Annotated in this window: 18 protein-coding genes, 1 other RNA gene, 1 pseudogene and 1 other annotated feature; of the genes and pseudogenes, 16 read left to right on the plus strand and 4 right to left on the minus strand. The window is 39.3% G+C overall.

Annotated features, from left to right (window positions below; all coding sequences use genetic code 11):
* Positions 1–3 precede the first annotated feature (3 nt).
* The 6 genes from secDF (at position 4) to dtd (ending at position 9,334) form a co-directional block, all read left to right on the plus strand.
* The gene (gene secDF, locus AA0X71_RS07465; protein ID WP_413360931.1) at positions 4–2,274 is read left to right on the plus strand and encodes a protein translocase subunit SecDF; all 2,271 of its coding nucleotides are present in this window, start codon (positions 4–6) and stop codon (positions 2,272–2,274) included.
* Positions 2,275–2,448: 174 nt separating this feature from the next.
* Entirely contained in the window at positions 2,449–3,342 is an 894-nt protein-coding gene (locus AA0X71_RS07470) for a cation diffusion facilitator family transporter (RefSeq protein ID WP_413360934.1), read from the plus strand.
* 171 nt (positions 3,343–3,513) lie between these two features.
* The gene (gene recJ, locus AA0X71_RS07475) at positions 3,514–5,871 is read left to right on the plus strand and encodes a single-stranded-DNA-specific exonuclease RecJ (RefSeq protein ID WP_413360936.1); all 2,358 of its coding nucleotides are present in this window, start codon (positions 3,514–3,516) and stop codon (positions 5,869–5,871) included.
* Positions 5,862–6,374: an adenine phosphoribosyltransferase gene (locus AA0X71_RS07480; protein WP_413360938.1), complete on the plus strand. Its 513-nt coding sequence runs from the start codon at positions 5,862–5,864 to the stop codon at positions 6,372–6,374. Before recJ ends, AA0X71_RS07480 begins: the two co-directional genes overlap by 10 nt.
* A 217-nt stretch (positions 6,375–6,591) precedes the next feature.
* A complete protein-coding gene (locus AA0X71_RS07485; protein ID WP_413360940.1) occupies positions 6,592–8,787 on the plus strand; it encodes a RelA/SpoT family protein in 2,196 nt (731 codons plus the stop codon).
* Positions 8,788–8,893: 106 nt separating this feature from the next.
* On the plus strand, positions 8,894–9,334 hold the full coding sequence (gene dtd, locus AA0X71_RS07490; protein ID WP_413360942.1) for a D-aminoacyl-tRNA deacylase: 441 nt from the start codon (positions 8,894–8,896) through the stop codon (positions 9,332–9,334).
* A gap of 55 nt (positions 9,335–9,389) precedes the next feature.
* Here the strand turns inward: dtd and AA0X71_RS07495 are convergent, their stop codons facing one another.
* The gene (locus AA0X71_RS07495; protein WP_413360944.1) at positions 9,390–11,132 is read right to left on the minus strand and encodes an SH3 domain-containing protein; all 1,743 of its coding nucleotides are present in this window, start codon (positions 11,130–11,132) and stop codon (positions 9,390–9,392) included.
* 167 nt (positions 11,133–11,299) lie between these two features.
* Between AA0X71_RS07495 and AA0X71_RS07500 the strand changes: the two genes are divergently transcribed.
* The 4 genes from AA0X71_RS07500 to ssrS all read left to right on the plus strand — a co-directional run bounded on the left by AA0X71_RS07500 (position 11,300) and on the right by ssrS (position 15,143).
* Positions 11,300–11,476, plus strand: coding sequence for a hypothetical protein (locus AA0X71_RS07500; RefSeq protein ID WP_413360946.1), 177 nt, complete (start codon positions 11,300–11,302; stop codon positions 11,474–11,476).
* Between the two features lie 58 nt (positions 11,477–11,534).
* Positions 11,535–11,774, plus strand: a binding site (T-box leader).
* A 63-nt stretch (positions 11,775–11,837) separates the two neighbouring features.
* On the plus strand, positions 11,838–13,109 hold the full coding sequence (gene hisS / locus AA0X71_RS07505; protein ID WP_413360948.1) for a histidine--tRNA ligase: 1,272 nt from the start codon (positions 11,838–11,840) through the stop codon (positions 13,107–13,109).
* A 13-nt stretch (positions 13,110–13,122) separates the two neighbouring features.
* Positions 13,123–14,889, plus strand: coding sequence for an aspartate--tRNA ligase (gene aspS, locus AA0X71_RS07510; protein WP_413360950.1), 1,767 nt, complete (start codon positions 13,123–13,125; stop codon positions 14,887–14,889).
* A gap of 68 nt (positions 14,890–14,957) precedes the next feature.
* A non-coding RNA gene (gene ssrS / locus AA0X71_RS07515) (6S RNA) lies at positions 14,958–15,143 on the plus strand.
* Between the two features lie 411 nt (positions 15,144–15,554).
* Here the strand turns inward: ssrS and AA0X71_RS07520 are convergent.
* A pseudogene (locus AA0X71_RS07520) lies at positions 15,555–16,102 on the minus strand (dicarboxylate/amino acid:cation symporter); the annotation flags it as partial.
* 414 nt (positions 16,103–16,516) lie between these two features.
* Here AA0X71_RS07520 and AA0X71_RS07525 point away from each other — a divergent pair.
* Positions 16,517–17,284, plus strand: coding sequence for a ThiF family adenylyltransferase (locus tag AA0X71_RS07525; protein WP_019154636.1), 768 nt, complete (start codon positions 16,517–16,519; stop codon positions 17,282–17,284).
* 51 nt (positions 17,285–17,335) lie between these two features.
* Here the strand turns inward: AA0X71_RS07525 and AA0X71_RS07530 are convergent, their stop codons facing one another.
* Positions 17,336–17,839, minus strand: a complete 504-nt coding sequence (locus tag AA0X71_RS07530) for a hypothetical protein (RefSeq protein WP_413360952.1) — start codon at positions 17,837–17,839, stop codon at positions 17,336–17,338.
* Positions 17,840–18,009: 170 nt separating this feature from the next.
* Here AA0X71_RS07530 and AA0X71_RS07535 point away from each other — a divergent pair, with 170 nt between their 5' ends.
* Genes AA0X71_RS07535 through AA0X71_RS07555 form a run of 5 tightly spaced genes read left to right on the plus strand, consistent with a single transcriptional unit; the run spans position 18,010 to position 21,731 of the window.
* Positions 18,010–18,777, plus strand: coding sequence for a hypothetical protein (locus AA0X71_RS07535; protein ID WP_413360954.1), 768 nt, complete (start codon positions 18,010–18,012; stop codon positions 18,775–18,777).
* A gap of 5 nt (positions 18,778–18,782) precedes the next feature.
* Entirely contained in the window at positions 18,783–19,154 is a 372-nt protein-coding gene (locus AA0X71_RS07540) for a GntR family transcriptional regulator (RefSeq protein WP_413360956.1), read from the plus strand.
* A complete protein-coding gene (locus AA0X71_RS07545; protein WP_413360958.1) occupies positions 19,151–19,840 on the plus strand; it encodes an ABC transporter ATP-binding protein in 690 nt (229 codons plus the stop codon). Before AA0X71_RS07540 ends, AA0X71_RS07545 begins: the two co-directional genes overlap by 4 nt.
* A gap of 12 nt (positions 19,841–19,852) precedes the next feature.
* Complete coding sequence (locus AA0X71_RS07550; protein ID WP_413360961.1) at positions 19,853–20,779, plus strand: ABC transporter ATP-binding protein; 927 nt, start codon at positions 19,853–19,855, stop codon at positions 20,777–20,779.
* Positions 20,772–21,731 carry an ABC transporter permease gene (locus AA0X71_RS07555; RefSeq protein ID WP_413360963.1) on the plus strand — a complete coding sequence of 320 codons (960 nt, stop codon included), beginning with the start codon at positions 20,772–20,774 and terminating at the stop codon, positions 21,729–21,731. Before AA0X71_RS07550 ends, AA0X71_RS07555 begins: the two co-directional genes overlap by 8 nt.
* Positions 21,732–21,765: 34 nt before the next feature.
* Here the strand turns inward: AA0X71_RS07555 and AA0X71_RS07560 are convergent, their stop codons facing one another.
* Complete coding sequence (locus tag AA0X71_RS07560) at positions 21,766–23,037, minus strand: replication-associated recombination protein A (RefSeq protein ID WP_413360965.1); 1,272 nt, start codon at positions 23,035–23,037, stop codon at positions 21,766–21,768.
* Positions 23,038–23,216 lie beyond the last annotated feature (179 nt).

The raw sequence follows: 23,216 nt of genomic DNA on the forward strand, positions 1-23,216 counted from the left end.
ATAATGGTCAAACGTAGTAGAATCGTTGCTTTTTTCCTAATTGTCCTCGTATTAGGTGGGATGATTGGAGCAACGACAACAAATATTCTAGGAAATATAAAGCTCGGCTTAGATCTACAAGGTGGATTTGAAGTACTTTATGAGGTCAAAGCAGAAGATGGACAAACGATAGATGACGCTACGATGGCTAGTACAGCTGAGGCGTTAAACAAACGGATTAACGCATTAGGTGTAAGCGAGCCGAGTCTCCAGATTGAAGGAGATAATCGTATCCGTGTCCAGTTAGCAGGTGTTCATGATCAGAACCAAGCAAGGGAAATGCTTTCAACGGAAGCAAATTTATCGTTTCGAGATGTAGACGATACTTTAATGATGGATGGACGTGACTTAGTTGAAGGCGGCGCCCAACAAACCTTTGATGAAAACGGTCAACCAAGTGTTTCGCTTAAATTAAAGAGTGCTGATAAGTTTAGGCAAGTTACGGAGCAGATTGTCCAAAAGGGCAGTCCGAATAATCTACTAGTAATTTGGTTAGATTTTGAAGAAGGAGAGCATACCTTCCGAGGTGAGGCTGTAAAAGAAGAACCTCCTTACCTTTCCGCACCGAGAGTCTCTCAAATTTTTAATCAAGATACGGTTTCAATTACAGGAAATTTTACGATTGAAGAAGCTAGTACTTTAGCAAACCTTTTAAATGCAGGAGCTCTACCTGTTGAGCTTGAGGAAGTATATTCTACTTCTGTAGGAGCACAATTTGGAGCAGATGCATTAGACAAGACTGTAATGGCAGGGCTCATTGGCGTTATCGCTATTTTTATTTTCATGATTGCTTTTTATCGATTCCCTGGATTCATCGCAACTGTTACATTGTCTGTCTATATTTACTTAATTCTTGTTGTCTTTGATTGGATGAATGCTGTATTGACTCTTCCGGGAATTGCAGCGGTTATTCTTGGGGTAGGGATGGCAGTCGATGCGAATATTATTACTTTTGAGCGTATTAAAGAAGAATTAAAGGTTGGACGAAACCTAAAAGCAGCCTTTAAAACAGGTACGAGTGGTTCTTTATCCACTATTTTCGATGCCAATATTACGACTCTACTTGCAGCAACTGTTCTCTTTTTATATGGGACAAGCTCAGTAAAAGGCTTTGCGACGATGTTGATCGTCAGTATATTAGTAAGCTTTGTCACGGCTGTATTTGGCTCAAGATTTTTACTTAGCTTATGGGTGAATAGTAACTTCTTCAATAAAAAGCCTGGTTGGTTAGGTGTGAAGCAATCTGATATTAAAGATATTGCTGAAAACTTTGATACGATTGATTTACCGACGAAGTTTGATAAGTGGGATTTCGTTAAACATCGTAAAAAATACTTTGCTTTCTCAGGGATTTTACTTGTAGCAGGACTCCTTTGCTTAGTGATTTTCCGCTTAAATTTAGGGATAGATTTCTCAAGTGGTACTAGAATAGAGGTACTTTCCGATCATTCCTTAACGAAGGCAGAATTTCAAGAGCAACTAGAATCTGTTGGAATTAAGACAGATGATATCGTCATTTCAGGGGATACCCATAATATTGGAGTAGCTCGCATAAAAGGCGAAGACATACTTAATTCAGATGAGATTGCTGATTTAAAGACAGAATTCAATGAAAAATATGGTCATGAGCCGAATGTAAGTACCGTATCGCCAACAGTTGGGAAAGAATTGGCAAAAAATGCTGTTCGGGCAATACTAATCGCATCCATCGGAATTATCATTTATGTCACGATTCGATTTGAAATGCGCATGGCTATCCCAGCGGTAATAGCGTTACTTCACGATGCATTTTTTATCATTGCGATCTTTAGTATTACGCGTTTTGAAGTAGACTTAACCTTTATTGCCGCCGTATTGACCATTGTTGGATATTCCATCAATGATACGATTGTTACCTTCGATCGGATACGTGAAAATATGAAGAAGAAGAGACGTATCAAGTCAGTGGATGAGCTGGCTAACATTGTGAATGTAAGTTTACGACAAACATTTGGAAGATCAATAAATACGATTATTTCCACTGTGCTTGCCGTAATTGCTTTACTCATTTTTGGAAGTGAATCTATTACGAACTTCTCCTTTGCATTGCTCATCGGTTTAATAGCAGGAACGTATTCTTCCTTGTTCTTAGCAGCACAGCTATGGTATGTGTGGAAGGCGAAGGAATTGAAGACAAAGGGTGCCTTGATTACTTATAAGGAAAAGAAAAAGAAAACGGATGAACCACAAGTATAACGACCGAAACCGCAGGAATTTCCTGCGGTTTTTTATGGACAAATTTAAATAACTTTGAATATTTTACATGGAAAAATGGTTACCATCCTTATGAGACTGCAAGGATTAGGTTACACTGCTAAAAGGTTTGTCTTCTAAAGATTAGTCTGTTCTTTGCGTTTAGGGGGGAGTCAGTTGGAAAAAAGCGAACGCTTTAAGAAAGCGGAGTTTGCGGCCATCATTGGGATAGTTGGTAATATTGTGCTGGCGGCATTAAAATGGAGTGTTGGCATATACGCCAATAGTAAGGCGCTAATCGCGGACGCAGTTCATTCTGCATCAGATGTGGCTGGCTCATTAGCTGTTTTTATCGGCTTAAGAGCAGCGAAGCAACCACCTGATGAGGAGCACCCGTATGGACATGGAAAAGCAGAGTCTATTGCAGCTATCATTGTCGCTGTTTTATTGTTTCTTGTTGGGTTAGAAATTGGAAGAGCCTCTTTTGATGCATTTTTTCATCCAATTGAGGCCCCAAAACCAATTGCGATCTCTGCAGTTTTGATTTCGATTATTACAAAGGAGTGTATGTTTCGTTATAAATTTCGATTAGGAAAGCAGCTAAATAGTGATGCCCTCATTGTCAATGCGTATGAGCATCGCTCTGATGTCTATTCGTCGCTAGCTGCATTAGTAGGAATTGGGGCAGCAGTACTTGGTGACTACTTACAAATTGGATGGCTCGAATATGCCGATCCGGTCGCAGGTCTTGTAGTGGCTCTGATGATCATTAGGATGGCGTGGATTCTTGGAAAGGAATCAATCGGAAATACCCTTGATCGAGTGATGTGTGAAGAAGATACGATTGAGCTTAGAAAAGTTGTTGAATCTGTTTCGGATGTGAAGCAAATTGACGAATTTCATGCCCGTGAGCATGGCCATTACGTCATTATCGACATAAAAATATCAGTTGATCCACATATGACAGTAGAGCAAGGCCATAAAGTGGGAAAAGCCGTTAAGAGAAAATTGTTACAGGAAAAGAATGTAGAAAATGTTTTCGTGCATATCAATCCGTACAATCCAAAATAAGCAAAAAGAAAAATAGGTAAAAGGCAGTGAATCTGTACTGCACCCCAAAAGAAAAAGTCGAATTTATCTTTTGGGGTGTATTTTTATGATTTTTTCAATATTTACGAATACACTCTTAGCTTGAACCCCATATATCCCTCTAGTATAATAGAAAAGTTGAGAGGTGAACGTATGTTAAAGCCGAAAACTAGATGGATTTGCCAACAAGTTGATGAAGGAAATAAGAAAAGACTCGTAGAGGAACTAAGCATTACCCCGCTAGTAGCATCTTTACTTGTCAATCGGGGATTTGAAACTCCAGAGCTTGCCTCATCTTTTCTTTTTGATAAAGATCATGCGTTTCACGATCCATTCACATTAATAGGAATGGATATTGCTGTATCTCGCATAAAAGATGCCATTGATAATCAAGAACCGATCCTCATATTTGGAGATTATGATGCCGACGGGGTGACAAGTACTTCTGTCATGATGCTGACCCTTCAACATTTAGGGGCTAATGTGCAATTTTATATTCCTAATCGTTTTACTGAAGGGTATGGCCCGAACGAAAAAGCATTTCGCCATGCTGCGGAAAGTGGTATTCGTCTCATTATTACCGTTGATACAGGAATTGCCGCGATTCATGAAGCTCAAATTGCAAAGGAAATCGGTGTTGATTTAATTATTACCGATCACCATGAACCAGGACCAGAGTTACCTGAAGCATTGGCGATCATCCACCCAAAACTGGAAAACAGTCCTTATCCATTTCATGATTTAGCTGGTGTTGGAGTAGCATTTAAATTATCTCATGCCCTATTGGGGAAGGTACCAGAGCATCTATTACAATTTGCTGCAATCGGCACTATAGCTGACTTAGTCCCTCTAGTTGGAGAAAATCGTTTAATTGCCAAAAGAGGAATAGAGGCTCTAAAAAGAACGGAAAATCATGGCTTAAAAGCATTATTGAAATTAGCTGGTGCTGATTTGTCTGCGATTAATGAGGAGACGATTGGATTCCTTCTTGGTCCTAGAATTAATGCAGCTGGCAGATTAGAAAGTGCTGATATTGCCGTTGATCTCTTATTAACTGATGATCCATATGAAGCAGAGACCATTGCTGAAGAAATTGATACATTAAATAAAGAAAGACAAGCTCTTGTTACTGAAATGGCAGAAGACGCGATACGAGAGGTGGAAGAAAACTATCCGATCGAAGAAAATTCTGTCATTGTCGTCGGCAAACCTGGCTGGAATGCAGGCGTCATTGGAATTGTCGCTTCGAAGCTTGTCGATCGATTTTATCGTCCAGCAATCGTCTTAAGTATTGATGAAGAAAAGGGACTCGCAAAAGGGTCTGCTCGTAGCATTGTTGGATTTGATTTATTCCAAAATTTATCTACCTGTCGAGATCTTTTGCCTCATTTTGGTGGGCATCCAATGGCAGCGGGGATGACATTAAAAATCGAGGACGTTGGTGAGCTACGTAGTCGTTTGAATCAATTAGCTCGGGAAATGCTTACTGAAGAAGATTTCATTCCTGTCACCAAGCTTGACAGTGAAATAGAATTAAAGAATGTCGACTTAAAGTCACTTGAAGAAATGCAAATGCTTGCCCCATTTGGGATGAGCAACCCGAAACCGAAAGTACTCATTAAGTCATCTCGTATCGCCCAAATGAAAAAAATCGGTGCCGATCAAACTCATTTAAAACTTGTTTTAGAGGACCAAGGAAGTTCGTTAGACGGAATTGGATTTGGTTTGGGTAGCTTATTAGACGAGGTTTCTCCTTACGCTAGCTTAGCGGTTATTGGAGAACTAGCGATTAATGAATGGAACAATATACGGAAGCCACAAATTTTTCTCCAAGATTTAGCCGTTCATGAGTGGCAGCTATTTGATTATCGTGGATTAAAAAGAGTGGAAAAATTGGCTAACAGTCTTTCTGATGCCCTTTGGATTGTATTTAATGATAAGTATGTAAGCAAATTTGCCAATCAAAATAACGAAATAGTTGTGCTCGATAGCTTAGAAAAGGCTCAAAATTTGGAAATTGATGATCGGAGCATTGTCCTATCCGATTTGCCACCTTCAAAGGACTTTCTCTTCTCACTTTTACAAGAAAAGCAACCTGCGAGGATCTATGTTCATTTTTACGGAGAAGAGAGTGATTATTTCTCGACGCTGCCGACAAGAGAACATTTTAAATGGTATTACGGTTTCCTTATGAAGAAGGCACCTTTCGATTTGAAAAGGTATGGAGATGATCTTGCCAAGCACCGTGGTTGGACGAGAGCGACGATTGATTTCATGTCGCAAGTATTTTTAGAATTAGAGTTTATTAAACAACATAATGGATTTATTACCTTAAATCAGGTTAAAAATAAAAAAGATTTATCAGAATCGATCACATACCAGCAAAAGCAGACACACTATGCTCTTGAAGGGGAGTTACTCTATTCATCCGTCGACCAACTAAAAAAATGGTTTGACGAAATGATAACTGGGTCGGTTACCAATGAGGAGGCAGTTGAAGAATGGATTTAAGAAAGCATATTGCAATTGTAGAGGATTGGCCAAAGCCAGGAATTAAATTTAAAGATATTACTCCTTTGATGAATGATGGAGAAGCATATCACTACGCGACAGATCAAATTGTGGAATATGCCCGCGAGAAGGATATAGATATTATTGTTGGTCCTGAAGCACGTGGGTTCATTATCGGTTGTCCAGTGGCTTACTCTTTAGGAATTGGTTTTGCCCCTGTTCGTAAGAAAGGTAAACTACCAAGAGCAACGATTGATGTTGATTATGGTCTAGAGTATGGGAAGGATGTATTAACCATTCACAAGGATGCGATTAAGCCAGGACAACGCGTTCTTATTACGGATGACCTTCTTGCAACTGGAGGAACAATCGAAGCTACGATTAAATTAGTCGAAGAGCTTGGTGGAGTTGTGGCTGGAATTGCCTTTTTAATTGAACTTACTTACTTAGAAGGTAGAAGCAAATTAGACGGCTATGATATTTTAACATTAATGGATTTTTAATTGATTCTGAGCGCTCTGTGCGCTCTTTTTATTTTTATTTCGGTTGCTTCATTTCGTGCAATTCGACAAATTTCTTGCTTTTCTTGAAAAAAGAATGCTTAATCTCTTTACATATCGTTGTTTTTTTTCGATAATAGTAACAATTATATTATTTTATATTTACTTTTTTTACAGTGAATGGTTTAACACAAATACCTCAAATAGATAAGGTGATTACATGGCCAATGAACAAGTTTTGACAGCTGAACAGGTCATCGAAATAACAAGGAAATATTTAAATGATGAACATGTCAAGACTGTTCAAAAAGCATATGAATTTGCTAGACATGCTCATCGTGACCAATATAGAAAGTCAGGGGAACCGTATGTAATCCATCCAATCCAAGTAGCTGGTATACTCGCTGACTTACAAATGGATCCAGATACGGTTGCGGCTGGATTTTTACACGATGTTGTGGAAGATACAGAAGTTACACTTGATGACATCCGCGAAGCCTTTAATGATGAAGTGGCAATGCTCGTTGATGGAGTAACGAAGCTGGGAAAAATTAAATACAAATCTCATGAAGAACAGCAGGCGGAAAATCATCGTAAAATGTTTGTGGCCATGGCTCAAGATATTCGTGTCATTTTAATTAAGCTCGCAGACAGACTTCACAATATGCGCACATTAAAGCATTTAACAGCTGAAAAACAGCGACGTATTTCCAATGAAACGCTAGAGATATTTGCCCCTTTAGCCCACCGTCTAGGGATTTCCAAAATTAAATGGGAACTCGAAGATACTGCTCTTCGCTATTTAAATCCACAACAATATTATCGCATTGTGAATTTAATGAAGAAAAAGAGGGCAGAACGTGAGCAATATTTAGATGACGTTGTTATAGAAATGCGAACAGCGTTAGATGAGGTTGCCATCAAGGCTGATTTATCCGGAAGACCGAAGCATATTTATAGTATTTATCGAAAAATGGCGTTGCAAAATAAGCAGTTTAACGAAATTTATGATTTGCTTGCCGTTCGCATTGTGGTTAATAGTATTAAGGATTGTTATGCCGTTCTTGGCATCATCCATACATGTTGGAAGCCTATGCCAGGTAGATTCAAAGACTATATTGCCATGCCTAAAGCAAATATGTACCAATCCCTGCACACAACCGTCATTGGACCAAAGGGAGACCCACTTGAAGTTCAAATACGTACCTTTGATATGCATCGTATTGCTGAATTCGGGATCGCGGCCCACTGGGCGTATAAGGAAGGAAAAACGGTTGATGATAGTTCCTCAATAGACGACAAGCTCACATGGTTTAGAGAAATTCTTGAATTTCAAGATGACTCTACCAATGCTGAGGAATTTATGGAGTCATTAAAAATTGATTTATTTTCTGACATGGTCTTTATTTTTACTCCTAAAGGGGATGTCATCGAATTGCCAGCTGGCTCTGTTCCCATTGATTTTGCCTATCGAATTCATTCTGAAATCGGCAATAAAACAATTGGCGCTAAAGTAAATGGGAAAATGGTTACCCTTGATTATGAGCTTAAAACAGGGGATATTGTCGAGATCCTTACATCCAAGCACTCCTATGGCCCGAGTCAGGATTGGATTAAGCTTGCGCAAACTTCACAGGCGAAAAACAAAATCCGGCAATTTTTCAAGAAGCAACGCAAGGAAGAAAATGTGGAAAAAGGACGCGAGCTTGTAGAAAAAGAAATTCGCAATATGGAGTTCGAACTGAAAGAAATTTTAACCCCTGAAAACATAAAAAGAGTTGCTGAGAAATTCAATTTTTTCAGTGAGGAAGATATGTATGCTGCCGTTGGTTACAATGGGATAACCGCCCTTCAGGTGGCAAACCGTTTAACAGAGAAATGGCGTAAGCAGCGCGATTTAGAACAGGGTACAACGATTGCCAATGCAGTTAGTGAATTAAAATCATTCCCAACAAAGAAGAAGCGTGAATCCGGTGTTAGAGTAACGGGAATTGATAATCTTCTCATTCGCTTATCGAGATGTTGCAGCCCTGTACCTGGGGATGATATCGTCGGGTTTATCACAAAGGGTCGTGGCGTTTCTGTTCACCGTGCCGATTGCACCAATATCGATACAGCCGATGCGAAAGCACGACTCATTCCAGTCGAGTGGGAAACAGCCTTAAATGACCGTAAAGAGTATAATGTCGATATTGAAATCACGGGATATGATCGAAGAGGATTACTGAACGAAGTGTTACAAGCAGTCAGTGAAACGAAAACGAATATCTCTGCTGTAACAGGGAGATCGGATCGCAATAAAATGGCGACCATCAGTATGACGATCATGATTGTCAACGTTTCCCACTTACAAAAGGTTGTCGATCGCATTAAACAAATACCAGATATATATGCTGTAAGAAGAATTATGAACTAGGTAGAGATAAAATAGTGTGTGAGTGGAATAAAGCTATTGCAAATCCTAAAAAATCCGTGCTGTCGTGTCGATGACAGCTTTTCTTTTTTTAGAGGAGGTTATATGTTTGAGAATCGTCGTGCAAAGAAGCAAGGAAGCTCAAGTAAAGGTTGCAGGGAATGTAGTTGGTAAAATCAATAAAGGGTTCGTCCTCTTAGTAGGTGTGACCCATGAAGACAGTGAAGAGGATGCGAAATACCTCGCTGAAAAAATTGTTCATCTACGCGTCTTTGAAGATGACAATATGAAAATGAACTTGTCCTTACTTGATGTAGGGGGAGAAATTCTTTCTGTCTCCCAATTTACCTTATACGGAGATTGTCGAAAAGGAAGAAGACCGAACTTCATGGAAGCAGCTCGACCTGACCATGCGGAAAAGATATATGAGCATTTTAATCGTTTATTAGTAGAACAGGGGATTCGCGTTGAAACGGGTCAATTTGGTGCGATGATGGATGTACAGTTGACGAATGATGGACCGGTTACACTTATGTTGGAAAGTAAATAAACAAAGAAAAGACCTCAGGAAGGAGATATGGCATCTCTTCCTGAGGTCTTTTTCACTATTTGAAATAGGTTACAATCCCTTGAACAATCCCATTGGTGACTTGTTCTTGATATTGGGACGTGGTAAGCATCAACTCTTCAGTAGGGTTACTTAAATATCCTAACTCTAGTAATGCAGCGGGTTGCTTATTTTCCCGAATGACATGATAGTTTCCTTGGCGCACGCCCCGATCCTTTATCTTTGTCTGCTTAATAGTAGCAGTATGGATGTTAGAGGCGAGAGACTTTTGATTGGAATGATAGTAATAGCTTGTCATCCCTCTTACTGTATGGTTATCAATACTATCATAATGAAGGCTAATAAAGGCATCGACATTTTGATAATGAGCCATACTCACTCTTGAGCCTAGTGAAAGATATTGGTCATTATTTCGCGTCAATAACACTTTTGCTCCCCTAGCTTTCAGTTTCGCTGATAAGAGCTGGGCAGTTTTTAAGGTTAAGTTCTTTTCTAGCGTTCCCTTCGCCCCAGTAGCTCCGTTATCACGACCACCATGACCAGGATCAATCATAATCTTTTTGTTTTTTATGTCCGAACTAGAGCCGAGTTTTTCGACTTGAGGGACTCCGCTACTAACGGTGACGATCCATCCGGCCACATATCCACTTTTTCCATTTGATAACTTAATTTCATACCAATCTTTATGGATATTGACAATGGGAAATTTGTCTCCAGCATTTGCTCTTGCGATAACTTTCGAACTTAAATCAGGACCAGAACGAATATTTGTACCATTCTGATCAATCGTTAAGGTACTATTTTTCGGCGAACCATTTGCCCCAGTGGATTCAGATGGCATTGATTTTTGTAAATACCATCCAGCAATCCAGCCAAATTTGCCTGATTTAAGCTGAATCTTCACCCAGCTGTTCACTTCTTCTAAAATTTGAAAAGAATCTCCTTTCGATACATGACCGATAACTTGTCCATTTAAGGAACCGGAATTTCTTACATTTAGAGAAGTGGCGGTCACTGTACCGATAATGCCAGTTGCATTCGAACTGGATTGAGTTTTCGATGTTGAAGTAGATGTTCCAGTAGTAGAAGTCGATTCCAACTTCACATAGTCATTACTAATCCAAGCTTTTTGGTTCTTGTATGTAATTTCAAGCCAACCATTCTGTTGAGATAGAACGGTTATTTTTTCCCCTTGTTTGAGACTGCCAAGGACTTTCCCTTGTGTTGATGGAGTAGAACGAACATTAAGTGAACTTGCATGAATCGTTCCAACACTTCCTCCAGATGTGGTCTCTGTGTTTGCTTGCACATAATCTTTTGCAATCCATCCCTTGCCTAGTCGTGTATTCACTTGATACCAGGTGCCCTCTGTTTTAAGAATATCAACCGTATCCCCTCTATTTAAAGAACCTAGTACGGAGTTGTTTGTCCCAGGACCTGTTCTGACTCGGACACTATTAGCTGTTACAGACCCCTTTGAGTTACTGGCAACACTAGTTGTACTTTCTTTTTTGGTGACGAGCCAATTCGCAATCCAAGCTTTTTTGCCTGAGCCAATATCGATTTGAACCCAATCGCCTTCTTCTTTAATAAAGGAAAAGGTCTCCCCTTTGTTCACTTTTTTTATGACATTGTAGCTAAGGCCTGGACCTTCACGAACATTGACATTTACTCCACTGACTTGTACAGAGCCTGCTGCGGCAGATTTTAGCGGTGGATGAATAAGTGATAGGGTAAGAAAAAGACTAAGCAAAAGTGGTATGTATTTTTTTGTGTTCATTCTCTGCCTCCCTTCGCAAAAAAAACGATCTCTTCTATTCTAAGGGATCAAGCTTAACTTGTTAAGCACTGTGCCTTCATTTATTTTCCTTTTTTTAAAGTAAAGGATATTTTTTCTCCCTTCCTGGAAACAATAAGGAGAGATAAAACAGGAGAAGGGTGATTCAGATGAGATTTAGCGATAAAGGGATGGCGATTCAACAAGGAGAAAATCAATTGTTTGGAATTGATTTTCATGATTTTCTGCAGAAGGAACAGAATTCAAGTATGGTAGAGCTAGCATCTGAATTTGGCTTAACAATGAGAGATGTGCGAAAATTAAAGAAACAATTAGAACGTTCGTGATTAGTCTTGACAATTGTAGGCATGCTCCGTATTATTATATAAATAAAGTATGAGAACATCATAACCGTTGATGGAGAATAGTAATTAAGAACCATTTGGTTAGAGAGGAAATGTCGTAGGCTGAAAGCATTTCTACATAATGACTTAATGAATGAACACTCCGTAGGCTTCGCTCTGAAAAAGAATTTTTCTTTAGTAGGAGAGGAACGTGAACAGGCGTTAACTGTCAAAGTGGAATGGCGTAATTTTACGTCTTCAATTAGGGTGGCACCACGGGATTATAACTCTCGTCCCTTGTATATTTTATACAAGAGACGGGAGTTTTTTATATTTTTATCGGATATTAGAGGAGGATTTATTGATGTCTATTAATATTCCAAGGGGAACGCAGGATATTTTACCTGGACAAATAGAAAAATGGCAATTGATTGAAAAAAAAGCACGTGAGCTTTGTGAGAAATTTCAATATAAGGAAATTCGCACACCCATTTTCGAACATACGGAGTTGTTTACAAGAAGTGTAGGAGATACAACGGATATTGTTCAAAAGGAAATGTATGAGTTTAAAGATAGAGGTGGTAGAAGTATAACCCTTCGCCCAGAAGGTACAGCTGGGGTTGTGCGCTCATTTGTAGAGCACAAAATGTTTGGATATGCGAACCAACCGGTAAAGCTCTATTATATGGGACCAATGTTTCGCTATGAAAGACCACAAGCAGGGCGCTTCCGTCAATTTGTTCAATTTGGGGTAGAAGCGTTAGGAAGTGCCGATCCAGCAATCGATGCTGAGGTGATTTCTTTAGCCTATAGCTTATATCAAGAAATGGGTTTGAAAAAACTGAAGATTATCGTCAATAGTCTTGGGGACAAAGAGAGCCGAAATGCTCATAGAGAAGCTCTCATTAATCACTTCCAACCTAGAATTGGAGAATTTTGTTCTGACTGTCAAAATCGTCTTGAGAAAAATCCATTAAGAATTCTAGATTGCAAAAAGGATCGAGACCACGAGCTGATGGCAACTGCTCCATCGATTCTAGAATTTTTAAATGATTATTCAAGTGCTTACTTTGAGAAGGTTCAACAATATTTAAAAGCCCTTGAAATTCCATTTGAAGTAGATTCAAACTTGGTTAGAGGATTGGACTATTATAACCATACTGCTTTTGAAATTATGAGTGATGCAGAAGGTTTTGGAGCGATTACGACTCTATGTGGTGGCGGTCGCTACAACGGTTTAGTAGAAGAAGTAGGAGGACCTGAAACACCAGGTATTGGTTTTGGTCTAAGTATTGAACGTCTTATTGCTGCATTAGAAGCGGAGCAGGTGGAACTTCCACTAACTGAAGGCATTGATATTTATTTAGCAGGGTTAGGGGAAACAGCTCAAGATTATACGGTTGGGCTTTTATATCAACTTAGAAACGCTGGTTTTTCAGCAGAACGTGATTATTTAAATCGAAAAATGAAGGCTCAGTTCAAAGCAGCCGATCGCTTAAAAGCAAAATATGTAGCGATATTAGGCGAAAATGAGCTGAATGAAAATAAAATTAATGTGAAATCACAGGCTACAGGAGAACAAAAAGAATATTCGTTAGACGAATTTGTAGAAGAATTCAAGGCTTCAGCTGAATAAGGAGGAATTTTTAGTGTACGGGAGAACATATTTTTGTGGAGAAGTACCAGAGCAAGCGATTGGAGAACAAGTAGTCTTAAAAGGGTGGGTGCAAAAGCGTCGTGACCTCGGTGGTCTTATTTTTATTGATCTACGTGATCGTACAGGCATTATCCAGGTCGTTTTTAACCCTGAAGAATCAAAGGAAGCTTTAGCGGTTGCTGAGAAAATTAGAAATGAATATGTTCTCGATATTAAAGGAACAGTGGTCGCCCGTGAAGAGGGAACCGTAAATGAAAATGTAAAGACCGGAAAGATTGAAGTGAAAGCTCAGGAAGTTACGATTATTAATGAAGCGAAAACTCCTCCTTTTACAATTGATAATAAAGCAGATGTATCTGAAGATATTCGTTTAAAATACCGTTACTTAGATTTAAGACGCCCAGTCATGTTTGAAACATTCAAAATGCGTCATCAAGTTACAAAAGTGGTCCGTGACTTTTTAGATAGTGAAGGGTTCTTAGATATAGAGACGCCAATGTTAACAAAAAGCACCCCAGAAGGAGCGCGTGATTATTTAGTACCGAGCCGTGTTCATCCAGGTGAATTCTATGCCTTACCACAATCTCCACAGCTTTTTAAACAGCTACTTATGGTCGGTGGAATTGAACGTTATTATCAAATTGCCCGTTGTTTCCGTGATGAGGATTTACGTGCAGACCGTCAGCCAGAGTTTACACAAATCGACATTGAAACAAGCTTCCTAAGTCAAGATGACATTATTGCCATGATGGAAGTAATGATGAAGAAAATGATGCAAGAAGTAAAAGGCTTAGATATCTCGATTCCATTTGCTCGTATGCCATATGATGAAGCCATGGCTCGTTTCGGTTCAGATAAACCGGATACTCGTTTTGGACTTGAGCTCGTTGACTTATCTGAAATCGTGAAGGATTCAAGCTTCAAAGTATTTGCAGGCGCTGTTTCTTCCGGTGGACAAGTGAAGGCCATTAATGTGAAGGGAGCAGCTTCCAACTATTCAAGAAAAGATATTGATGCTTTAACGGAGTTTGTAGCTGTCTATGGAGCAAAGGGTCTAGCTTGGTTGAAGGCAGAGGAAGAGGGCTTAAAGGGGCCAATTTCAAAATTCATTAGCGAAGAAGAGGCAACTGGCATTCAGTCAGCATTAGAAGTGGAAACAGGTGACTTATTGCTATTTGTCGCTGATAAGAAAAACGTCGTGGCAGATGCGTTAGGTGCTCTTCGTCTTAAGCTTGGAAAAGAACTTGATTTAATTGACCAAAGCAAGTTTCAGTTCCTATGGGTGACGGACTGGCCACTATTAGAATATGACGAAGAGGCAGGCCGTTATTTCGCTGCCCATCATCCATTTACGATGCCTGTTCGAGAAGACTTAGAATTATTGGACACTGACCCAGGTGCAGTCCGTGCGCAAGCATACGACTTAGTGTTGAATGGTTATGAGCTAGGTGGAGGATCTCTTCGTATTTTCGAAAAAGAAGTTCAAGAGAAAATGTTCTCGATTCTTGGTTTTTCTGAAGAAGAAGCAAGAGAACAATTTGGCTTCCTACTTGAAGCGTTCGAATACGGTACACCACCACATGGTGGTATCGCTCTAGGTTTGGATCGCTTAGTTATGCTGCTCGCTGGTCGTACAAATCTTCGTGATACCATTGCCTTTCCGAAGACAGCAAGTGCAAGCTGCTTGTTAACAGAAGCACCAGGTGAGGTCAGTGAAGCACAGCTTACTGAACTGCATTTATCATTAAAAAAGAAGTAATTGGTAATAACTGCATAGGGGGCTTCCTTGAAAGGGAGACTTAAATATGCTATGATAAGAACAAATAAAGAGTCCTGATGTGTTTGTGGTAAACCCTATGTTTTGACCTAACATACTACCTTCGGGAGTTTGCGTTTCCTGGTGAAGTAAATGCCTAGTCAATAGGACTTACAACCACTCGGAACAGAACACCCACCTGCTGAGTGCGGGTTCAAAACGAAGGATAAACGTACGACGGCACGATTGGGACTCTTTACATACTTAAAAAAAACGTTCATGCGATTAGCATGAATTTTTTTGTTTTAGAGAAATTTATAAATTCCCTCGATTTGTGGATAAGTATTCGATAAAATGTTCGAATAAACAGTAGGAATATCGGTATGAAAAATTAACAGGAAAAATTCCGCTTAATGAGCAAGCATCATGAAAAAGAGCCCAAATAACAGGAGAAATTCCTGCTATTCCCTCAAAAAATGCCAAAATAAACGATTTTGCTCTCCATAAGCGGAAAATCTTCCGTTATTTCCCCTAAAAGGGCACCACCCAAATATTTAACAGGAAAAACTCCTCTTATTTTGTGAAGAGGAGATTATTAATCGACAGTCTCAACAAAAGACCTCTTATACTTGAGCTAGGTCGTGCAGTTAACCTTTTTTTACGTAAAATCATGCTTCTCCCGTCTTTTCCATCCAATCCTTCCCTTCGAACATTCTTGAAACCAGCATCGCAGAAGCATTATCTCCCGTTACGTTTAAGGCAGTTGCCGGTGCATCGATGATCGTGCTGATAGCGGCAATAATCGGTAGTGCTTCCATGGGAAAACGATATAAACTGATGATTAACATTTCAGCAATCATTCCACCGCTTGCGATAGCTCCCATGACAGTTCCGCCAAGGACCGCAATTAACATCGCAAGTCCAATGGTACCTAAACCAGAAAATTCCATATCAAAGACACTGAATAGGATGGCAATTTTTATAATGACACCTAAGACAGAACCCTCTTTATGCATAGAGGCTCCAAGTGGAATAATCGTTTCTCGTATATCTTTTGGAATTTTCATCTTTTTTGTGGCTTCAAGATTGACAGGAAGAGAAGCCATACTGCTACAAGTAAATCTGTCCCAAACGAACCTACTAAATAAGCAAAATAGGCTCCTAATCCAATGGGTGCATAGTACATGACCAGATTTGCTTTCATCATTTTCTCCTCCATGACTTTCTTTATAGGCATTTTCATTGATTTCTCTATCGTACCATATTTTTATGGGAAAATTATTCATATTTGAAATGCTATTATTTTAAACGCTGTTTTCGCATAGATTGTGGTTTTTTGTAAAAATCCAGAAGCCGGTTTTTACCCATATATCATGGGTACTGCCATACATGAAGTTCGCGACGGCACTTTTCGCTTCCTCTTTATCATTTTTGTAGGAGGAACTGTAGGAAAATTGGATCCTTATTACTATCCAAAAGCAGCAATGTTTGCGAAAAGATCCTGTTTAAAAAGGGACCTAATTTGAACCTTGTTGAATCTCGAGATGATAAATGGAGTAAAGTATGGTATATTTTTTACGGGTAAAAATAGAACCAAACGGTTTTAAACTGAATTTGGAGTGGTTAATACATGTTGCATCAGTTTTCTAGAAATGAACTAGCCATTGGAACTGAAGGGCTAGAAATAATGAAAAATAGTACAGTCGCAGTACTGGGAATTGGCGGAGTAGGTTCCTTTGCGGCAGAGGCGTTAGCTCGTTCCGGAGTTGGACGACTTATTCTGATTGATAAAGATGATGTCGATATTACGAATGTAAATAGACAAATTATTGCCCTTCTTTCCACAGTTGGGAGACCGAAGGCTGACTTAATGAAGGAAAGAATTCAGGATATTAATCCAGAGTGTGAAGTGATTGCGTTAAAAATGTTCTATACTGAAGAAACATATGAGCAAATCTTTGAATATGGGCTTGATTTTGTAGTCGATGCTTCCGACACAATTGTCTACAAAATCCACCTTATGAAGGAATGTCTAAAAAGAAATATCCCGATTATTTCAAGTATGGGTGCAGCAAATAAAATGGACCCAACTCGTTTCCAAATCGCTGATATTTCCAAAACTCATACCGATCCAATTGCTAAAGTCATTCGCACAAGACTGCGTAAAGAAGGAATTAGAAAAGGAATTCCGGTTGTCTTTTCAGATGAGAGTCCTGTCGTCATTCGTGAGGATGTAAGAAAGGTAGTCGGTAAAGAAGATGCGCCGATTCGAAAGGCGAAAATGCCTCCAGCATCAAACGCCTTCGTACCATCAGTAGCTGGTCTTATCATGGCAAGCTATGTCGTGAGAGAGTTATTGAAGGATATTAAAATCCAACGTGTGAAAGACGAAAAGTAGGTCAGATTATTTCTGACCTACTCTTTTTTGTGCTGTTTTCGAACAAGCATTTTAATGGGCAACATGCTCACCTAGAAGGGATTCTGTCTCAGTGAGGATTTTGGCGATCGTTTCGTATTTCTGAACAAGTTCTTGGTGTTGTTCTTTCTTCTTATTATACGATTTTTCGAGGGCAGAGGACTGTCTTTTAAGTTCCTCATATTCTTCTTGCAGCTTTTTGTTTTGTTCTGCTAATTCTTCGTGTTGCTCTCCACTCGTTAATGACTGTAAATATTGAATAATCGTATTCAACGTTATGGCCTCTGCTTCCAGAGGTCTATTTTCGTTAGGAGGAGGAAGTTGGAGTTGTGGTGTGGGGGTGGTTGCAGCTGTTCCTTCTTCTTTACTTAAAACATGATTCCAGCGGTGACCGCAAGCAGCGGGTGTTCTCCCTAAGAGAGCTGCGGCTTTTTTAAAAGCGGCTGTTTTTGTGGCCCCCATTTGCACGTGTTCGAGCACTATTCTTCTTAGTAAATGATTTTCTTCGTCTGTCCACTTATCCCTTCTGTTTTTCATGTCATCACATCCTGACTAAATGTATTATTCTTATCGTCACCGAAAGAAATCGAATTATGTAGAGTGGGCTAATTTCCTAACCATGGAAAATAATTGAATATTTATGTTGCATTATAAAAAGTACCGGTGTATTATTTAACTAGAACACTAAGACGTAAGGAGGGAATTAAGTGTTATCTTTCAAAGGTCTCTATTTAAAGGATTTAAAAATCTCTAGAGGTAATTTTCTTATTGGAATGATCCTTTTGTTTTTCGTAACAGTGGCTTCTTATGGGTTAAAAGAATATATGGGAGAGCCGAGTATACCGGTTATATTTTTATTCATTGCATTGGTACTGCATGTGTTTTATCTTCCAGGAATTCTTTTCACCTCTTTACAAGTAGAGGGGCAAAGCCAACTTTGGCTTCATAACCCGAATGGAGGAGCAAAGCTTTTCTTATCAAAGTTGGCAGCTGCAACTACTTATTTTGCCGTTTCTTTGTTTGCCATTCTCCTGTTATTGAAGCTTGTTATATCAGGAATGGCGATTTCAAGTGGATTAGAGGAATTTGCTGAAATAATAGAGGGGAATCTTTTAATATTTATAGGTGCGGTTGCTGTAACTGCATTTTATTTCGGTGTTTGGTTACTTTTTTACTGGTCACTTTATCATTCGCTAAAGGGTATCCCTTTTTTAAGTAGAATTCGCTGGCTAGTTCTACTAGTCGTTTGGATTGTGATTAATATGATCAGTAATTTTTTTGCCGAACTAAAAGTATTTGAAGTATTGAATGAAAAAGGCAGTATACAAGTCAATTTTTCAAGTCCATACTTCAATAATAACTTTACTGAAGAAATAGGTCACGTCAATTTGTTCTCGATAGGTTTGCAAATTCTGATAATCATTAGTGTGTTTCTCGTTTCTGTTTGGTTATTAGAAAGGAAAGTTGAGGTGTAGTAGAAATGGAAGATTTCCAGGCATCAAAACCAATTTATATGCAAATCGTCGATAAAATCAGTCATCAAATTGTTCGCGGAGAACTTAAGCCAGGTGAAAAACTTCCATCAGTAAGAGAAATGGCGATTAAATCGGGTGTGAATCCAAATACCATTCAAAGAACGTATAGTGAAATGGAGAGGATGGAAATCGTGGAATCGAGGAGAGGACAGGGAACATTTGTAACTGAGGCCAATGAGATTATTGTCGATTTAAAGGAGAAACTGCAGACCGATATGATTGCTGCCTTTGTTCACAATATGAAGGAGTTAGGCTTTTCACAGGAAGAGATGCTGAAAGGTTTGCAAAATTATATTGATAGGGAGGGGGAGAAATGATTAAAGTTGAACAAGTCACAAAAAAGTTTGGAAGGGAATCGGCGGTAGAGGATCTTTCTTTTTCGCTGGAAAAAGGTAAGATCTACGGATTTATTGGACCAAACGGCAGTGGAAAGTCAACGACATTAAAGATGATTGCTGGACTAGTTTTTCCATCAAGCGGTTTGATTACGGTAAATGGCAAAAAAGTAAATCGGAAAATTGCTAAAGAGGTCGCTTATTTATCTGAACTTGATTTTTTCTATCCGTCTTTCACAGTAAAAGATATGATCAATTTCTCTGCTACTCAATTCCATGATTTTAATATGGAGAGAGCAGGTGAATTATTAACTTTTATGAAGCTTGACCCCCAGAAAAAATTAAAACAGCTTTCGAAAGGAAATCGAGGAAGACTAAAGCTTGTCATTACTTTAGCTCGTCAAGCCCCCATTCTACTATTAGACGAACCATTTTCAGGACTTGATCCGATGGTGCGAGATTCAATCGTCAAAGGATTATTGTCGTATATAGATTTTAATGAACAAACGGTCGTCATTGCGACACATGAAATCGACGAAATCGAAACATTGTTGGATGAAATAATCGCAATCCAAGATGGACGAATCGTTGCGATTGAAAATGTCGAGGAATTACGAGAATCAAAGGGACTTTCCGTATTAGAATGGATGAAGAAAAATTTGATTTAAAAGGAGTAACCAATGAGTGCTGTAATTGAAATTCAAAATGTAACAAAGCAGATAAAAGGGAAAACCATCATTGATCAAATAAGCTTTGATGTATATCGTGGCGAGGTTTTCGGTTTTCTTGGACCGAATGGTGCCGGGAAAACGACAACGATCCGCATGATTGTTGGATTAATTGGGATTACAGAAGGAGACATCAAAATTGCTGGGCACAGTATTCGTACTGATTTTGAGAAGGCGGTAAGTCATGTCGGGGCGATCGTAGAGAATCCTGAAATGTATAAGTTCATGAGTGGCTATGATAATCTTCTTCATTTTGCGAGGATGTCTTCCAATGTGTCGAAGGAAAAAATTGCGGAAATCGTAGAATTAGTAGGTTTGACTGATAGAATTAAGGATAAGGTTAAAACGTATTCGCTCGGGATGAGGCAGAGACTGGGCTTAGCTCAATGTTTGCTCCATGATCCAGATGTTTTAATTTTAGATGAGCCAACGAACGGACTTGATCCAGCTGGAATTAGAGAAATAAGAGACCATATACGGATGCTTGCAAGAGAAAGAAATATGGCAGTTATCGTCTCTAGTCATTTATTATCGGAAATGGAAATGATGTGTGATCGCATCGGGATTATTCAAAAAGGGAAGCTTATAGATGTTCAAATGGTCCATGATTTTGTCAATGGTGATGCGAAGGTCTATCAATTTGAAATTCAGGAAAAGGAGAAAGCGAGAGATATTCTCTCACATTCTTATCCAGATCTTTCTGTTGACGTAACAGCAGAGGGAATTGCGCTAACCATTTCAAAAGAAGAGATCCCGTCCGTTGTGAAAACGCTGGTTCATGACGATATTTCTATATACGGAATAGAGGAAATAACGCAAACGCTAGAAGAGCGATTCTTAGAGATTACGAAGGAAAAAGAAGGTGTAGCCCATGTTTAATTTGATCCAGAACGAGTTAATGAAAATTTTTAAAAGACCAGGAACGTATGTGATGATTGGGCTCCTGATCTTGATGTCCTTAGTTGCAGGGGCATTTATGAAATATCAGGATAGTGGCGGGACGGTCCCTGATAATCAAGAGTGGAAACAAGGATTACAAATGGAAAATACCGGTTTGCAAAAGCAGATTGAAGAATTGGAAGGTCAGATCCCAGCTTCACAAATTGAGTATTATAAGGAACAAATAGCCCTTAATGATTATCGAATTGAACATGAGCTATCACCAAATGTTGATTATTCAGTATGGGAGTTTGTGAGTGATGTTTTACCGATCATCGAATTCGCAGGAATGTTTACGATTATTATTGCAGCAGGGATTGTTGCTAGTGAATTTAACTGGGGAACGATCAAGCTTCTCCTTATTCGACCTGTGAACAGAGCAAAAATTCTCATTGCCAAGTATTTAACTGTCCTTATCTTTGCTTTTATTGTTGTCGCAATTTGCTTTGGTTTTTCAACTTTACTTGGCTTTGTGTTATTTGGTGGACCAGATAGTGCTAATCCGTATTTAAATTATCATCAAGGAACGGTTACAGAACAAAGTATGTTTCTCCACCTAGTAATTACGTATGGGCTAAATTCTGTCAGCATGGTCATGCTTGCGACGATGGCGTTTATGATTTCAGCGGTATTTAGAAGTAGTTCACTTGCGATTGGAATTTCACTTTTCCTCATGTTTACCGGGGCGCAGCTTACTCAGCTAGTTGCAATGAAATACGAATGGGCGAAATATTCTCTATTTGCCAATACGGATTTAACGCAATACTTTGAAGGATATCCAATGCTCGAGGGAATGACATTACCTTTTTCGCTCATGGTTCTTGCCGTTTATTTTATCTTGTTCCAATTACTTGCTCATTTCGTTTTCAAAAAGCGTGACGTGGCAGCATAAAATAGCAAAAAACCGCCATGAGCGGTTTTTTGTTTTAACCTTTTTTCAAAAGATTTTCATAGACAGTTGCTAAAGCTTGTTCAAATTTTCCTGTCCGTTTTGGTTCATAATACATTTTATTTTTGATTCGGTCAGGGAGATATTGCTGCTTGACCCAACCATTTTCATAATTATGAGGATACAAATATTCTAAGCCACGGCCTAATTCCTTTGCACCCTGATAATGTGCATCCTTTAAATGATCAGGTACCTCTCCGCTAATTCCTTTCCGAAGATCAGAAATGGCTTGATCAATGGCCATAATAGCTGAATTTGATTTAGGAGATAAGCAGAGTTCAATGACGGCGTTGGCCAAAGGGATTCTTGCTTCAGGAAATCCAACTCTTTCTGCTGTTTCAATCGCTGCCAATGTTCTTGCCCCTGCTTGTGGACTGGCAAGACCAATATCCTCATAGGCGATGACGAGCAATCTTCGACTAATGCTCTGTAAGTCTCCTGCTTCAATTAATCGGGCTAAGTAATGGAGGGCGGCATTGACGTCACTACCTCGAATTGATTTTTGAAAAGCGGAAAGCACGTCATAATGTCCATCGCCGTCTTTATCATGGGTAAAGCTCTTTTTTTGCATACATTCCTCTGCAATAGCAAGGTCAATATGGATTGTTCCATCTTCATCCTTTTCAGTTGATACGACGGCAAGTTCTAATGCATTTAAGGAGCTACGGACATCTCCATTCGATCCTGTTGCGAGATGGAGCAGTGCTTCTTCAGTTATATCAATTGAATCCTTCCCAAGTCCTCTGTCTTGATCAACGATAGCCCGTTTTAATGCATCGACAATTTCATTGATTGTTAACGGTTTAAGTTCAAAAATTTGACAGCGGCTTCGAATTGCAGGATTGATGGCGTGATACGGATTACTCGTGGTGGCACCGATTAAGACAATTGAGCCGTTTTCGAGATGTGGAAGGAGAAAATCCTGCTTTCCTTTATCAAGTCGGTGGACTTCATCTAAAAGGAGTATTACCTTCCCAGACATTTTCGCCTCGGCTGCGACAATTTCTAAGTCCTTTTTATTATTCGTTACCGCATTTAACATACGAAAAGCAAATTTAGTACTTCCTGCGATCGCGCTCGCAATAGAGGTTTTTCCAATTCCCGGTGGTCCATAGAGGATCATCGAAGAGAGTTGTTTTGCTTTAACCATGCGGTGAATAATTTTTCCTTCTCCTACGAGATGCGTTTGACCGAGGATTTCATCTATCGTTCTAGGTCTCATGCGAAAGGCAAGCGGCTTAACATTCATTCCAATCTCTCCATTTTCTTAAAGTGTAGACGATTTCTTTCCTTTACCATAACATGTGGAACATACATTTGCATACTGAAGAGAGAGGATGTAAAAACGATTTTTGGCTCTCATTTCAGCTATGCTGAAAGGCGTGCGAAACTATGTTTCGCACGAAATGAGCCAAAAATCAGTTGGTC

Origin of the sequence: Robertmurraya phoenicis (genome assembly GCF_047302285.1) — a bacterium.
In the GTDB taxonomy this organism is placed as follows: domain Bacteria; phylum Bacillota; class Bacilli; order Bacillales; family Cytobacillaceae; genus Robertmurraya.

Coding starts and splice junctions, on each gene's coding strand:
- secDF (WP_413360931.1), top strand. CDS start 4: ATGGTCAAACGTAGTAGAATCGTTGCTTTTTTCCTAATTGTCCTCGTA.
- recJ (WP_413360936.1), top strand. CDS start 3,514: ATGTTAAAGCCGAAAACTAGATGGATTTGCCAACAAGTTGATGAAGGA.
- AA0X71_RS07480 (WP_413360938.1), top strand. CDS start 5,862: ATGGATTTAAGAAAGCATATTGCAATTGTAGAGGATTGGCCAAAGCCA.
- AA0X71_RS07485 (WP_413360940.1), top strand. CDS start 6,592: ATGGCCAATGAACAAGTTTTGACAGCTGAACAGGTCATCGAAATAACA.
- AA0X71_RS07495 (WP_413360944.1), bottom strand. CDS start 11,132: ATGAACACAAAAAAATACATACCACTTTTGCTTAGTCTTTTTCTTACC.
- AA0X71_RS07500 (WP_413360946.1), top strand. CDS start 11,300: ATGAGATTTAGCGATAAAGGGATGGCGATTCAACAAGGAGAAAATCAA.
- hisS (WP_413360948.1), top strand. CDS start 11,838: ATGTCTATTAATATTCCAAGGGGAACGCAGGATATTTTACCTGGACAA.
- AA0X71_RS07525 (WP_019154636.1), top strand. CDS start 16,517: ATGTTGCATCAGTTTTCTAGAAATGAACTAGCCATTGGAACTGAAGGG.
- AA0X71_RS07530 (WP_413360952.1), bottom strand. CDS start 17,839: ATGAAAAACAGAAGGGATAAGTGGACAGACGAAGAAAATCATTTACTA.
- AA0X71_RS07540 (WP_413360956.1), top strand. CDS start 18,783: ATGGAAGATTTCCAGGCATCAAAACCAATTTATATGCAAATCGTCGAT.
- AA0X71_RS07545 (WP_413360958.1), top strand. CDS start 19,151: ATGATTAAAGTTGAACAAGTCACAAAAAAGTTTGGAAGGGAATCGGCG.
- AA0X71_RS07550 (WP_413360961.1), top strand. CDS start 19,853: ATGAGTGCTGTAATTGAAATTCAAAATGTAACAAAGCAGATAAAAGGG.
- AA0X71_RS07555 (WP_413360963.1), top strand. CDS start 20,772: ATGTTTAATTTGATCCAGAACGAGTTAATGAAAATTTTTAAAAGACCA.
- AA0X71_RS07560 (WP_413360965.1), bottom strand. CDS start 23,037: ATGAATGTTAAGCCGCTTGCCTTTCGCATGAGACCTAGAACGATAGAT.